Genomic DNA, 12,822 nt, shown 5'->3' with positions numbered 1-12,822 from the left:
GATGAAAACAACCTTGTTTTCATCGACACGGGTGAGGCGCGCGGTGTTGGCCATGGCGCTGATAGGCGCCCATACCGCACAGGCAAGCGTGGTGATCAACAGCACGCGCATCGTCTATGGGCAGAACGACAGGGAAGTGACGGTGCGCCTGGAAAGCAAGAACCAGGCACCGGTGCTGGCCCAGGTATGGCTGGACAGCGGCGACGAGCAGGCAACGCCGGAACGGGCGGGCGTGCCGTTCGTGGTCACGCCGCCGATCTTTCGCATGGAGCCCGGCAAACAGCAGGTGGCGCGGCTGGCCTATACGGGCGACGCCCTGCCGCAAGCCCAGGAAAGCCTGTTCTGGTTCAACCTGCTGGAGGTGCCTGCGCAGTCCTCGACAGCCCTTCAAGGCAATCAGCTGCAGTTGGCATTTCGCTCGCGGATCAAGCTGTTTTTCCGACCGGCGAACCTGCCTTACAGAGTCGAAGACGCGCCCGAAAAACTGCAATGGCGCCGTGTGTCGACCCACCAGGGGCAGGCAGTGGAAGTGTTCAACCCGACGCCTTACTACGTGACCTTTGACCAGATTGACGTACTGGAAGCCGGCCAGCGTCACCCGCGCAAACCGCCCGTTTCAGGTGCTGAAAACATGGTGGTGCCGGGCGGGCGCAACCGCTTCGACCTGCCCACGCTCAAGTCGGCGCCCGGCGTTGCGGCCACCGTGGCATTCAAGACCCTCGACGATTTCGGCGTGAAAGTGGCCCACAGCGCCACCGCGCCGCCCTGACGTCGCCATAGCGTTCAACCCCATCAAAAGCCTTCGTACCGATGCCCGATCAACCGGGCAGGGATTGCCTGTGCCGACATTCCATCGGCATCTGTTTCCGAGCACTGCAACCATGAGTCTGAACACGCCAATCGGCGTAAAAACCGCACGTCAATTTTTCTACCCGGTGGCGCTGGGCCTGTCGTTGGCCAACAGTGCACAAGGTGCCGAACAGGTCGAATTCAACCCGGCTTTCTTTGCCGATCGCGCGGCTGGCTTGCAGGTGGATATCTCCCGCTTCAACCAGGGCAACGTCGTGCTGCCCGGCAGCTACCGCGCCGACGTGCGCCTCAATGGCCAGTGGATCGGCCGCGAAACCGTGGCGTTCGCCATGCTCCCGGGCCAGGAAGCGGCGCAGCTGTGCCTGGAGCGCGAGGCGTTGCAACGGTTTGGCATCAGCCTGGAAACCGTGACGGCGTTTTCCACCTGTGCAGACATCGCCACTTACCTGCCTGGCGCCAGCAGCCGGTTCGATTCCGGAGAAAACCGCCTGGAGCTGCAGATTCCGCAGATCTACCTGGCACGCCAGCCACGCGGCTACGTCGACCCGCAGCACTGGGACAACGGCATCAACGCGGCCTTTGTGCGCTACAACGCCAACACCTTTGTGACGCAGACGGCTGGGCATTCGCTGGGGTCGAGCTACCTGGGCCTGAACACAGGCCTCAATCTGGGCGATTGGCACCTGCGCCATAACGGCAGCTACAGCCGCACCTCGACCGCCGCCGGCTACCAGAGCAGCGCCAGCTATGTGCAACGCGACGTGAGTCTGCTGCGTTCGCAACTGATGATCGGCGAAATCTACACGCCGGGTGAGTTGTACGACAGCGTGCGCCTGCGTGGGGTCAGCCTGTTCAGCGATGACCGCATGCTGCCCGATTCGCGGACCGGGTTCGCCCCGGTGGTGCGCGGCGTGGCCGAGACCAACGCGCGGGTCAGCGTGCGCCAGCGCGGCGTGCTGCTCGACGAAGTGTCCGTGGCGCCTGGACCGTTTGTGCTCAATGACCTGTTTCCCACCGGCTACGGCGGCGACCTCCAGGTCACCGTCACAGAGGCCGATGGCCGCACACGCGAATTCATCGTACCGTTTGCCGCCAACGCCAACCTGCTGCGCCCGGATGCCAGCCGCTATTCGCTGAGCGCCGGCCGGCTGGATGAAATTGGCCTGCACCACCCGCCGACACTGATGCAAGCCACCTACCAGCGCGGGCTGAACAACCTGCTGACGGGCTACACCGGCGTGGTGGTGGGCGAGGACTATCGCTCGCCCTTGCTTGGCGCCGCGTTCAACACCCCGCTCGGCGCGCTGTCGCTGGACCTCACGCACTCCCACGCGCGCCTGCCGGGCCATGGGGCGCGCCAAGGGCAGAGCGTTCAGTTGCGCTACAGCAAGAATTTTGCAGACTCCGGCACCCACTTCGCGCTGGGCGCCTACCGTTATTCCACTGAAGGCTTCCTGAGCGTGAGCGATGCAGCGCGCGTGCGCGACCTCGCCATTGACGGGCTGAAACTGGACAGCGTGTCGCACCTGCGTGACCGCATGGACATCAGCCTCAACCAGCGCGTGGGCAGTGGCTCGATGTACCTGACGGGTTCATCGCAGAATTACTGGAATCGAACCAACGGCAATCTGACGCTCACCACCGGTTACAGCGGCTCATGGAAGGGTCTTCACTACACCGTCAGCGCCCAGCGTACCCGCGACTTGCTCAGTGAAAAGGTCGACAAGCAGGTAGACCTCACCTTCAGTCTGCCACTGGGCAACGGCGCACGCCCACCGACCCTGACCACCACCGCCTACCACGGCGATCAAAGCAGCGGCGAGCGCGTGAGCCTGAGTGGCAGCCTGGGTGAACGTAACGAATTGAACTATGGCCTGAGCAGCAGCCAGGCACGGGGCGGCGGCAACGCCAGCAGTGCCGATGTGCGGTATCAGGCCAGCCACGGCGTAATGTCGGCCGGGTATGGCCAAAGCGATGCGTACCGCTCAAGCGCGTTCGGCATCACCGGCGGCATTGTCGCCCATTCAGGCGGCGTGACCTTCGCCCCGGAGCTGGGCGATACCCTCGGCATCGTCCAGGCGCCGAATGCCCAGGGTGCCCGAGTCAATGGCAACCGCAGTGCGCAGGTCGACAACAGCGGCTTTGCCGTGGTGCCCCATCTCACGCCGTACCGGCAGAACGTGGTCGAACTGGACCCCGGGGATCTGTCCGTCGATATCGAGCTTAAGACGGCCTCGCAAAACGTAGCGCCGCGCGCGGGCTCGGTGGTGCGGCTGCCCTTTGAGGTCATCGGCGGCCACGCCGTATTGATCAGCGCCTTGCGCGAGGACGGCAGCGTGCTGCCGTTCGGTGCCGATGTGTTCGACGAAGTCGGCGCCACTGTCGGGATTGTCGGCCAGGGCGCAAAAGCATTCGTGCGTGTAGCCGGCACGCGAGGCCGGTTACGCGTCACATGGGGCCCCCTGGCTGATGACACCTGCCAGCTCGACTACGACCTGGCGGTACAACCTGACAGCACCGCGAGCACCCGCTTGCGCCAGTTGGATGCGGGCGTTTGCAAAGCCGGCACGCAACGCGGCGCGCGCCCATGAACCTCTTGTTTCTTGCGGGACTGAAGATGAAGCATTCCATCAAACGCCTGTTCGCCGTCCTACTGACCAGCGTTCCATTAGCCGCCCAAGCCTATTGTGAGAGTTATTCCAACTCCCAGCATGGCTTGACGCTGCCAGCCGTTATCAGCGTACCGGCCAGCCTGCCCCTGGGCAGCGAAATCCTGCGCCAACCCTTTAACGGCGTGCTGCCTGACCGTTTTCTCGACTGCCCCACCCACAGTCTGATCGTGGTCATCGCGCGACAATTAGGTCCAAGAGAGCCGATCGCCTTCTCGTACCCTACCGAGGCGCCCGGCATAGGCATCACGATCAGAATCACCGATGCACGCGGGTCGACCAACAACTTCGCTTTGACGAGCGGCGAGACCGTCGGTCCACCGGGGAGGATCCCGATTTTCACGAAAGCGGAGGCGATTTTCTACAAAATCGGGCCGGTGACAGGTGGGGTCATGCCTGCCGGCAATATTTTCGATTACCGCATGAGAGATGTCAGGAACAACATCCTGGGCCGCTACCAACTGCTGCTCGACAGCCCGGTGCGCTTCGTCAGCCCTGCCGCCACCTGCGACCTGGCAGCCGGCGACGTCAATCGCACCATTTCGCTCGACCCGGTGCAAGCCAGCGCGTTTGAAGCGGCGCCTTTTGCCGGCGTACGCGACTTCGAGTTAAGCGCCAACTGCAGCGAGGCCTCCAGCGTCACATTCCGTTTCTCCGGCACGCCAGCACCTGAAAACACCTTGCTGTTCGCCAACACGGGCACCGCCGGTGGCGTGGCGCTGTGGCTGTATTCACGCATAAACGGCGTTGCGCGGACCCTCTCGGCAGATGGCAGCGACAACGAGCGCACGCTGGCGGTATCCGGCGATCGTGCCGTGTTGCCACTCAGCGCTGCCTATCACCGCAACGGCACGGTCAGCCAAGGCACGCTGACCAGCACCGCCACGGTCAACATCACCTATAACTAACCCCCCAAGGACCTTTGATGAACCTTTCCAAACTCTCCCTGCTGCTGGCCGTGACGGCCAGCCTGGCGACCCATGATGCACTGGCGGCCACAACGGGCACCCTGACCTTTGCCGGTGTGGTCAATGCCGGCACCTGCAACCTGATCGCCGGGGATGTGAATCGCACCATCACCCTGCCGCCGGTCAAAGTGTCAGACTTCGATACCGCCATGTCCGCCGGCGAACATGACTTCGAGCTGGCCGCCGACTGCGACTCGGACGTCAAAAATGTGATTTTCCTGTTCGCGGGCACGCCGTCGACCGACAACCCCGTGCTCTTTGCCAATACCGGGACGTCGGCGGGCACGGCGCTCGGGCTGTCCAGCGGGCAAGCCTTGCCAGCCAACGGAACACCAGCACAACGCAGCCGCACGATTGCCACGAGTGACAAAAAGGCGGTGCTGGCGCTGAAAGCGGCGTATCACAAGACCGGCAAGCCGATCACCCACGGTACGCTGGCCAGCGCGGTAACGGTGTCGATTACTTACAACTGATGATGCTCAGGCCGTGAATGCAAAAACGCCCGACCTTCGCAGGCCGGGCGTTTTTGTGTGCCCTGGAAAATCAGGACTGACTGGAGGGCGTCGGGGTTACCGGCGTTGCAGTCGGCGTTGCAGCAGGCGCAGAGACCGAGTTGGCGGCAGAGCTGGCAGGCTTGGCGGCGGCCGGCGTCTTCGCAGTTGCAGGTTTCCTGGCGGCTGTTGGTTTGGCTGCTGGCTTGGCGGCAGGTTTGGCTGCGGCAGGTTTCGCAGCTGGCTTGGCGGCAGCGGTTTTTGCTGCAGGTTTCGCAGCAGTTTTGGCCGCAGGTTTTGCCGCAGTCTTCACTGCTGCAGGCTTGGCGGCGGGTTTGGCTGCCACCGGTTTGGCCGCCGGCTTGCTGGCCGGTTTGGCCGCTGCGGTTTTTGCAGCCGGCTTGGCGGCCGCTTTAGCCGGAGCCTTCGCCGCAGGCTTGGCAGCACTTTTTGCGGCAGGTTTGGCCGCTGCCGTTTTAGCCGCCGGCTTGGCAGCCGCTGCTTTCACAGGCGTCGCCTTGGCACCCGTGAGTTTTTCAAGCTGGCGGGTCAGGGTATCAACCTTGCTGTGCAGGGTTTTCAGCTCTGCCTTGCTCGGTACGCCAAGTCGCGAGATGGCACTGTTGAGGCGCTTGTCGAACGTCTCTTCCAGCTTGCCCCAGGTGTCGGAAATGCTCGACTTGGCAGAGCCGGCGGTGGCCTTTGCCGCGTCGACTTTTTTACCCACTGAAGTCTTGGTCAACTTCTCGGCTTTTTCGCCGTCTTTAACCAGCGTCTCGAAGTACTTGCCGCCGTCACTGCTCACCTTCGAATACACGCCTAAACCAGCAAGCCAGATCTTGCGGGAATATTTTTCAACTTCCCCGACCCACGAGCTGCTTTCTTTCTGAGTAGTCTTTTTAACAGCCATTCCGGTGTCTCCTTAGTGTTTACGCGCGACACGTTCGAGCAATGCCGTCAGCTCTTCGAGCTTAGCAGAGAGTGTCTCAACGTCATGTTTAGACGCAATGCCGATCCGATTCAAGGCACTTGCAACACGCGAGTCAAAAGCGCTTTCAACGTTAGCCAGTTGAACTTCAACCAGATCTTTGACGTTTGAGACATAACTCTTTACTTGGTGGATATGACTGTTATCCGCGCCCACTTGTTCAACTGCAACTTTTTTGCTTTTACTTTCAATACGTTGACCGCTCTTGACGAGTTCCTTGAAGTACTCGCCGCCCTCGTTGCCGACCCTCGCATAAGCGCCAAGGCCCGCCAGCCAGATCTTGCGGGCATAACGCTTGACGCCACTGACGGCAGGGGTCTGAACATCGATTTTTTTTCGCAGCACAACGTTGGCCATGGTGCACCTCACAAGTCAGGACGGGAATCGGCCCGCAGTCGTTGAGGGCTTGCGCACACAGTAGGCTGGAAAATTAGAATCGACACCCTAAGTGCAATCGATCAGGCCAACGCCTTGTCCAGTGCTTTCTCGATCTCGGATTTAAGCGTGCCACTCATGGCCGACATCAACAGGCCCAACTCCACGTTGATGCGCAATGAATCATCATCCACTTCAACCGTGCCTTTAACCCCCGAGCGCTTGAGGTTCAAGGTGTCGCCGGACCACGACGACTCCACGCCATACTTGTCATTGAGTTTCTGCGCCAGCGTGTCGGCCTTCGCCCGCGCCCCTTGCTTACCCAGGGAATGCTCACGCTCAACGGTTATACGGGCCATGCCAATGACTCCTTTCATGAGGGGCTGAGAAACCTTCGATGCAGCAAAGGGTCTCGATAAGCACCTATCTTACCTTCAGCCTTGCCAAGACAAAGCAGGCCCTGGGGATTATCATGTGCCGCATTCTCTTTTGGTGACAGCGATATGACTGATCAGCGCAAAGGCAGCGATGCCGAACCCACCACTCACTTCGGCTTCAAGAACGTCCCGCAAAGCCAGAAAGCGGAAAAGGTCGCTGAGGTGTTCCACTCCGTGGCGGCCAAGTACGACCTGATGAACGACGTGCTGTCGGGCGGCATGCACCGCCTGTGGAAGCGCTTCACCATCGAGTTGTCAGGCGTACGCACCGGCAACCGCGTGCTGGACATCGCCGGCGGCACGGGCGATCTGGCGGCCAAATTCTCCAGGCTGGTCGGCCCCACCGGTCAGGTGGTGCTGGCGGACATCAACGGGTCGATGCTCAAGGTCGGCCGTGATCGCCTGCTGGACAAGGGCGTGGCCGACAACATCGAGTTCGTCCAGGCCGACGCGGAAAAACTGCCGTTCCCGGACAACCATTTCGACTGCGTGACCATCGCTTTCGGCCTGCGCAACGTGACCCGCAAGGAAGACGCGATCCGCTCGATGCTGCGCGTACTCAAGCCGGGCGGTCGTCTGCTGGTGCTCGAATTCTCCAAGCCGACCAATGCGCTGATGTCCAAGGTCTACGACACCTACTCGTTCGCCTTCATGCCGCTGATGGGCAAGCTGATCACCAATGACGCCGAGAGCTATCGCTACCTGGCCGAGTCGATCCGCATGCACCCCGATCAGGAAACCCTCAAGTCGATGATGGTGGAAGCCGGTTTCGACCGCGTGACCTACCACAACATGACCTCGGGTATCGTCGCCCTGCACCGCGGCATCAAACCCTGATGCTGCTCGCGGGCCTTCTTGCCGGCGTCGAGCGCGGCCTCAACCGTGTGTTGCGCCTGGACAGTACCGCCCTGGCGCGGCTGGGGCACTTGAACGGCAAGGTGATCGCCGTCGATTGCACCCGTCCCGCCCTGCAACTGTTCATCCTGCCCAGCGACGAAGGCCTGCTGCTCGCCACACAATGGGCTGCCGAAGCCGACTGCACCCTGCGCGCACCGGCCTCCAGCCTGTTGAACCTGGCCCTGAGCCGCAACAAGACTGCCATCCTGCACAGCCCGCAGGTACACCTGGAAGGCGAAAGCGCGGTGCTGATGGATCTCGCCGCCGTGTTGCAGGACCTTGAACTGGACTGGGAATACGAGCTGTCGCGCTGGCTCGGCCCGGTGGCCACCCCACTGATCAGCGGGCACCTGCGCAGCCGCGCGCAGTGGTATCAACAGGGGTTTGCCAGCCTTAACCAGAACCTCGCCGAATACCTGAGCGAAGAAGCGCGCACCCTGGTCGGGGAGCGAGAAGCGCAAGCGCGCTTTCGTGAACTCGACAAGGCCAAAATCGACCTGGAACGCCTTGAGGCACGCTTCGAGCGCCTGAGCCGTTCCCTTGATCCAAGCGATAACGCATGAAGCTGCTCGCCGTCCGCCGTTTGTTTCGTATCCAGCGCGTGGTCATGCGCTACCGCCTCGATGACCTGCTGTTCGCCTTGCCACTGCCGTGGTTTTTGTTGGCGGTGCGCTATGTGCTGCCGTGGCGCTGGTTGCCGCGCAAAAAGCTCGAGCTCAGCCGTGGCGCGCGCCTGCGCTTGGCATTGCAGGACCTGGGACCGATCTTCATCAAGTTCGGGCAGATTCTTTCCACTCGCCGCGACCTGTTGCCCGAAGACATCGCCGACGAACTGATGCTGCTGCAGGACCGCGTGCCGCCGTTCGACTCGCAACAGTCGATGGCGCTGATCGAGTCGCAGCTGGGCAAGAAGATCAGCGAGGTGTTCAGCCGGTTCGACGTCGAACCGCTGGCATCGGCCTCGGTTGCACAGGTGCACGCCGCACAGCTCAAGACCGGCGAAGAAGTCGTGGTGAAAGTGATTCGCCCGGGCCTCAAGCCGGTCATCGGTCAGGACCTGGCGTGGCTGTTCGTCCTCGCCCGCGCCGCCGAACGCTTCTCCGCCGATGCGCGCCTGCTGCACCCGGTGGACGTGGTCGCTGACTATGAAAAAACCATCTACGACGAACTCGACCTGCTGCGCGAAGCCGCCAACTCGAGCCAGCTGCGCCGCAACTTCGAAGGCTCACAACTGCTGTACGTGCCGCAAGTGTATTGGGACTGGTGCCGCCCAAAAGTACTGGTGATGGAGCGCATCTACGGCCTGCAGGTCACCGACCTCGCCGCCCTGGCCGACCAGCGCACCGACATGAAGATGCTCGCCGAGCGCGGTGTGGAGATTTTCTTCACCCAGGTATTTCGCGACAGCTTCTTCCACGCCGACATGCACCCCGGCAACATTTTCGTCAGCACCGTTACCCCGTGGAGCCCGCAATACATCGCGATCGACTGCGGCATCGTCGGAAGCCTCACCCCGGAAGACCAGGACTACTTGGCGCGCAACCTGTTTGCCTTCTTCAAGCGTGACTACCGCCGCGTGGCACAGTTGCACATCGATTCGGGCTGGGTGCCGGCGGAAACCAAGCTCAACGAGTTCGAAGCGGCGATCCGCACGGTGTGCGAGCCGATCTTTGAAAAGCCGTTAAAGGATATTTCTTTCGGTCAGGTGCTGATGCGCCTGTTCCAGACCGCGCGGCGCTTCAACATGGAAGTGCAGCCGCAGTTGGTCTTGCTGCAAAAAACCCTGCTCAACATCGAAGGCCTGGGCCGCCAGCTGTACCCGGACCTCGACTTGTGGAACACCGCCCAACCGTTCCTGGAGCGCTGGATGCGCGAGCGCATGAGCCCCAAGACCATGATCGGCAATATGTACAGCCAGATGGAGCAACTGCCCCATCTGGCCAACATGACCCGTGACCTGCTCGAGCGCATGTCCCAGCCCCATGCCAGGGACCCGGAGCCGCCGTGGCGCAAGCGCAAGGACGACTGGTTCCTGCGCCTGCTTGGCGCCACGCACCTGGTGGGCGGCGTGATGCTCGCCATCGTCGGGCCATTGAACCAGCTGGGCTTCTGGCCGGCCGGTGTGATGGTGGCCGTGGGTATTTATCTGATCGTGCGTCGATAGCCCATCCGGTTATACACTGTCGCAAATTGCCGGAGCCGAACATGAAAGACTGGCTGGACGAGATCAAGTGGGACAGTGACGGCCTGGTGCCGGCCATTGCCCAGGACTACAAGACCGGGCGCGTATTGATGATGGCCTGGATGAACCGCGAGGCCCTGAGCCTGACCGCCGCCGAGCAGCGCGCCATTTACTGGTCACGTTCGCGTGGCAAACTGTGGCGTAAGGGCGAGGAGTCCGGGCATGTGCAAACCCTGCACGAGCTGCGCCTGGACTGCGACGGCGACGTGGTGATCCTCAAGGTCGAGCAGATCGGCGGCATCGCCTGCCACACCGGGCGTCACAGCTGCTTCTACCGCGTGTTCGAGAACGGCGAGTGGAAAGTGGTCGAGCCGGTGCTCAAAGACCCGCACGCCATCTACCCGGCAGGACACTGAACATGAGCGATACCCTCAACCGTGTGGCCCAGGTGCTGGAAGCGCGCAAAGGCGCGGACGCCGACAGTTCCTATGTCGCCAGCCTTTACCACAAGGGCCTGAACAAGATTCTGGAAAAGCTCGGCGAAGAATCCGTCGAGACGATCATTGCCGCCAAGGATGCGCAGATCAGCGGTGATTGCAGCGATGTCATCTATGAAACCGCCGACCTGTGGTTTCATAGCCTGGTGATGCTCGCCCAACTGGGGCAGCATCCACAGGCCGTGCTGGATGAGCTGGACCGTCGCTTCGGTTTGTCCGGGCACGTCGAAAAGGCCTCGCGCCCGTCCGCTTGAATAACTAAGACTGGAGGATTTGCAGCATGGGCATTTTTGACTGGAAACACTGGATCGTCATTCTGGTGGTGGTGGTGCTGGTATTCGGCACCAAGAAACTCAAGAACCTGGGCACCGACGTCGGCGAGTCGATCAAGGGCTTTCGCAAGGCCATGAACGACGATGAAAAACCGGCCGACCCCGTGGTCAATCCCGTGCCGCCGGCCCAGCCCGTGCACCCGCAGGCCACCCAGCCGATCACCGAGCGTCGTACGTTCGACGTGCAGGCTGAGAAAGTCGAAGAGCCGACCCGCAAAGACCTGTGAGTACTGACTAATGTTTGGTATCAGCTTCTCTGAACTGCTCCTCGTCGGCCTGGTTGCCTTGCTGGTGCTGGGGCCGGAACGGTTGCCCGGTGCAGCACGCACGGCGGGCCTGTGGATCGGTCGCCTGAAACGCAGTTTCAATGCGATCAAACAGGAAGTTGAACGGGAAATCGGCGCCGACGAAATCCGCCGTCAGTTGCACAACGAACACATCCTGTCGCTGGAGCAGGAGGCGCGCAAAATCCTGACGCCGGTGCAGGAGCCCGCCAAACCGGCGGAGCCTGCGGCCAACAGCATCGCACCGGTGATTGAAACCCCGCCCGCGCCACCGACCGTTCCCACCGAGCCTGTGCCGGCGCCTGTTGCAGCGCCCGCTCCCCATGACCCTACATTGCCGCCGCGAGCCCCATGAGCGCTGATAAACCGGAAAACGACCAGCACATGCCGCTGGTCTCGCACCTCACCGAGCTGCGTACCCGCCTGCTGCGTTGCGTGGCGGCGATCTTCATCATTTTTGCCGGGCTGTTCGCCTTTACCCAGCAGATCTACACCTTCGTTTCCACGCCCCTGCGTCAGTACCTGCCGGTGGGCGCGACGATGATCGCCACCGATGTGTCCTCGCCGTTCCTCACGCCGTTGAAGCTGACCATGATGGTCTCGCTGTTCCTGGCGATCCCGGTGATCCTGCATCAGATCTGGGGTTTTATTGCGCCGGGCCTGTACAAGCACGAGAAGCGCATTGCGGTGCCGTTGCTGGTGTCGAGCATTCTGCTGTTCTACACCGGCATGGCTTTCGCCTACTTCCTGGTGTTCCCGCTGATCTTCAAGTTCTTCGCCGCCGCCACCCCGGCCGGGGTGGAAATGATGACCGACATCACCAGCTACCTTGATTTTGTGATGACGCTGTTCTTCGCCTTCGGCGTGGCGTTCGAGATCCCGGTGGCCGTGGTGCTGCTGGTGTGGATCGGCGTGGTCGACGTGAAGTACCTGAAGAAGATCCGCCCGTATGTGATCATCGGCTGCTTTGTGGTGGGCATGATCCTCACGCCGCCGGACATCTTCTCCCAGACCCTGCTGGCCGTGCCGATGTGGATGCTGTTCGAGATCGGCATCCTGTTCAGCGGTTTGATCAGCAAGCGTGGCGAACACCCCGAAGACCAGCCCGCCGACGACGACCAGCCGCCAGCGACCCAGCCGTGAACCTGCTGCTGCTTGAGGAGGCCGACTTCATCGCGGCCGACCGTGTGGTGCTGCGCGACCGGCGCCTGGTGCACATGCAAGACGTCCACCGTGCCGCCGTTGGCGACAGCTTGCGCGTTGGACGCATCGGCGGGTTGATGGGCAACGCACACTTGCTGCGTCTGGAGGCTGCCGAGGCCGAGCTGCACGTCAGCTTCGACCAGCCGCCACCGGCCAAACTGCCGCTGACCCTGCTGCTGGCTTTGCCGCGTCCCAAGATGCTGCGCCGCGTGCTGCAAACCGTAGCCGCCATGGGTGTGCCGAAGGTGGTGCTGCTCAACAGTTACCGGGTGGAAAAAAGCTTTTGGCAGACGCCGTTCCTGGAGCCTGACGCGGTACGCGAGCAACTGATTCTCGGCCTGGAACAGGCGCGGGACACGGTGCTGCCGCAGATCATCATCGAGAAGCGCTTCAAGCCGTTCGTGGAAGATCGCCTGCCGGCCATGACCGAGGGCACCCTCGGCCTGATCGGCCACCCCGGCGATTATCCGCCCTGCCCGCGCGGACTCGACGAGTCCGTGACGCTGGCCATTGGCCCAGAAGGCGGCTGGATCCCCTACGAGGTGGACCTGCTGACCAAGGCCGGCCTGCAACCGGTGCAACTGGGCGCGCGCATTCTGCGCGTCGAAACCGCCGTCACCGCCCTGCTCTCCCGCCTTTTCTAAAAAAAGCCCTCCCACGGCAGTTATGTTGCTACAGAATCCTGAGCA

At 62.0% G+C, this 12,822-nt stretch carries 16 protein-coding genes; 13 read left to right on the top strand and 3 right to left on the bottom strand.

What is annotated here, in order from left to right:
- Position 1: 1 nt before the first annotated feature.
- The 4 genes from TU75_RS05920 (at position 2) to TU75_RS05905 (ending at position 4,920) form a co-directional block, all read left to right on the top strand.
- On the top strand, positions 2–769 hold the full coding sequence (locus tag TU75_RS05920; protein WP_060548424.1) for a fimbrial biogenesis chaperone: 768 nt from the start codon (positions 2–4) through the stop codon (positions 767–769).
- Positions 770–881: 112 nt separating this feature from the next.
- Complete coding sequence (locus TU75_RS05915) at positions 882–3,401, top strand: fimbria/pilus outer membrane usher protein (protein ID WP_060548423.1); 2,520 nt, start codon at positions 882–884, stop codon at positions 3,399–3,401.
- Positions 3,398–4,387, top strand: coding sequence for a fimbrial protein (locus tag TU75_RS05910; protein WP_082630312.1), 990 nt, complete (start codon positions 3,398–3,400; stop codon positions 4,385–4,387). Before TU75_RS05915 ends, TU75_RS05910 begins: the two co-directional genes overlap by 4 nt.
- 17 nt (positions 4,388–4,404) lie before the next feature.
- The gene (locus TU75_RS05905) at positions 4,405–4,920 is read left to right on the top strand and encodes a fimbrial protein (protein ID WP_060548422.1); all 516 of its coding nucleotides are present in this window, start codon (positions 4,405–4,407) and stop codon (positions 4,918–4,920) included.
- 70 nt (positions 4,921–4,990) lie between these two features.
- Here the strand turns inward: TU75_RS05905 and TU75_RS05900 are convergent, their stop codons facing one another.
- The 3 genes from TU75_RS05900 to TU75_RS05890 form a co-directional block, all read right to left on the bottom strand.
- Positions 4,991–5,848 (bottom strand): phasin family protein, encoded by an 858-nt coding sequence (locus TU75_RS05900; RefSeq protein ID WP_060548421.1) that lies wholly within the window; start codon positions 5,846–5,848, stop codon positions 4,991–4,993.
- Positions 5,849–5,860: 12 nt separating this feature from the next.
- The gene (locus tag TU75_RS05895; protein WP_060548420.1) at positions 5,861–6,283 is read right to left on the bottom strand and encodes a phasin family protein; all 423 of its coding nucleotides are present in this window, start codon (positions 6,281–6,283) and stop codon (positions 5,861–5,863) included.
- 101 nt (positions 6,284–6,384) lie between these two features.
- Positions 6,385–6,660: a polyhydroxyalkanoic acid system family protein gene (locus tag TU75_RS05890; protein WP_015373565.1), complete on the bottom strand. Its 276-nt coding sequence runs from the start codon at positions 6,658–6,660 to the stop codon at positions 6,385–6,387.
- 144 nt (positions 6,661–6,804) lie between these two features.
- Between TU75_RS05890 and ubiE the strand changes: the two genes are divergently transcribed.
- Genes ubiE through TU75_RS05845 form a run of 9 tightly spaced genes read left to right on the top strand, consistent with a single transcriptional unit; the run spans position 6,805 to position 12,777 of the window.
- Positions 6,805–7,575 (top strand): bifunctional demethylmenaquinone methyltransferase/2-methoxy-6-polyprenyl-1,4-benzoquinol methylase UbiE, encoded by a 771-nt coding sequence (gene ubiE / locus TU75_RS05885; protein ID WP_003237369.1) that lies wholly within the window; start codon positions 6,805–6,807, stop codon positions 7,573–7,575.
- Entirely contained in the window at positions 7,575–8,198 is a 624-nt protein-coding gene (locus TU75_RS05880) for a ubiquinone biosynthesis accessory factor UbiJ (protein WP_003237370.1), read from the top strand. The genes ubiE and TU75_RS05880 overlap by 1 nt, the downstream gene beginning before the upstream one ends.
- The gene (gene ubiB / locus TU75_RS05875) at positions 8,195–9,799 is read left to right on the top strand and encodes a ubiquinone biosynthesis regulatory protein kinase UbiB (RefSeq protein ID WP_003237372.1); all 1,605 of its coding nucleotides are present in this window, start codon (positions 8,195–8,197) and stop codon (positions 9,797–9,799) included. The genes TU75_RS05880 and ubiB overlap by 4 nt, the downstream gene beginning before the upstream one ends.
- Before the next feature lie 41 nt (positions 9,800–9,840).
- The gene (gene hisI / locus TU75_RS05870) at positions 9,841–10,233 is read left to right on the top strand and encodes a phosphoribosyl-AMP cyclohydrolase (RefSeq protein ID WP_003237374.1); all 393 of its coding nucleotides are present in this window, start codon (positions 9,841–9,843) and stop codon (positions 10,231–10,233) included.
- 2 nt (positions 10,234–10,235) lie between these two features.
- On the top strand, positions 10,236–10,568 hold the full coding sequence (locus TU75_RS05865) for a phosphoribosyl-ATP diphosphatase (protein ID WP_003237387.1): 333 nt from the start codon (positions 10,236–10,238) through the stop codon (positions 10,566–10,568).
- A 26-nt stretch (positions 10,569–10,594) separates the two neighbouring features.
- Complete coding sequence (locus tag TU75_RS05860) at positions 10,595–10,873, top strand: twin-arginine translocase TatA/TatE family subunit (RefSeq protein WP_003237389.1); 279 nt, start codon at positions 10,595–10,597, stop codon at positions 10,871–10,873.
- A gap of 10 nt (positions 10,874–10,883) precedes the next feature.
- Positions 10,884–11,285, top strand: a complete 402-nt coding sequence (gene tatB / locus TU75_RS05855) for a Sec-independent protein translocase protein TatB (RefSeq protein WP_060548419.1) — start codon at positions 10,884–10,886, stop codon at positions 11,283–11,285.
- The gene (tatC, locus tag TU75_RS05850; protein ID WP_003237393.1) at positions 11,282–12,073 is read left to right on the top strand and encodes a twin-arginine translocase subunit TatC; all 792 of its coding nucleotides are present in this window, start codon (positions 11,282–11,284) and stop codon (positions 12,071–12,073) included. The genes tatB and tatC overlap by 4 nt, the downstream gene beginning before the upstream one ends.
- A complete protein-coding gene (locus tag TU75_RS05845; RefSeq protein WP_003237395.1) occupies positions 12,070–12,777 on the top strand; it encodes a 16S rRNA (uracil(1498)-N(3))-methyltransferase in 708 nt (235 codons plus the stop codon). Before tatC ends, TU75_RS05845 begins: the two co-directional genes overlap by 4 nt.
- The last annotated feature ends 45 nt before the right edge of the window (positions 12,778–12,822 follow it).

This window comes from Pseudomonas poae, from assembly GCF_001439785.1.
In the GTDB taxonomy this organism is placed as follows: domain Bacteria; phylum Pseudomonadota; class Gammaproteobacteria; order Pseudomonadales; family Pseudomonadaceae; genus Aquipseudomonas; species Aquipseudomonas poae.
The sequence above is the reverse complement of the archived record's forward strand: the minus strand, read 5'-3'. Positions and strand labels throughout refer to the sequence as shown.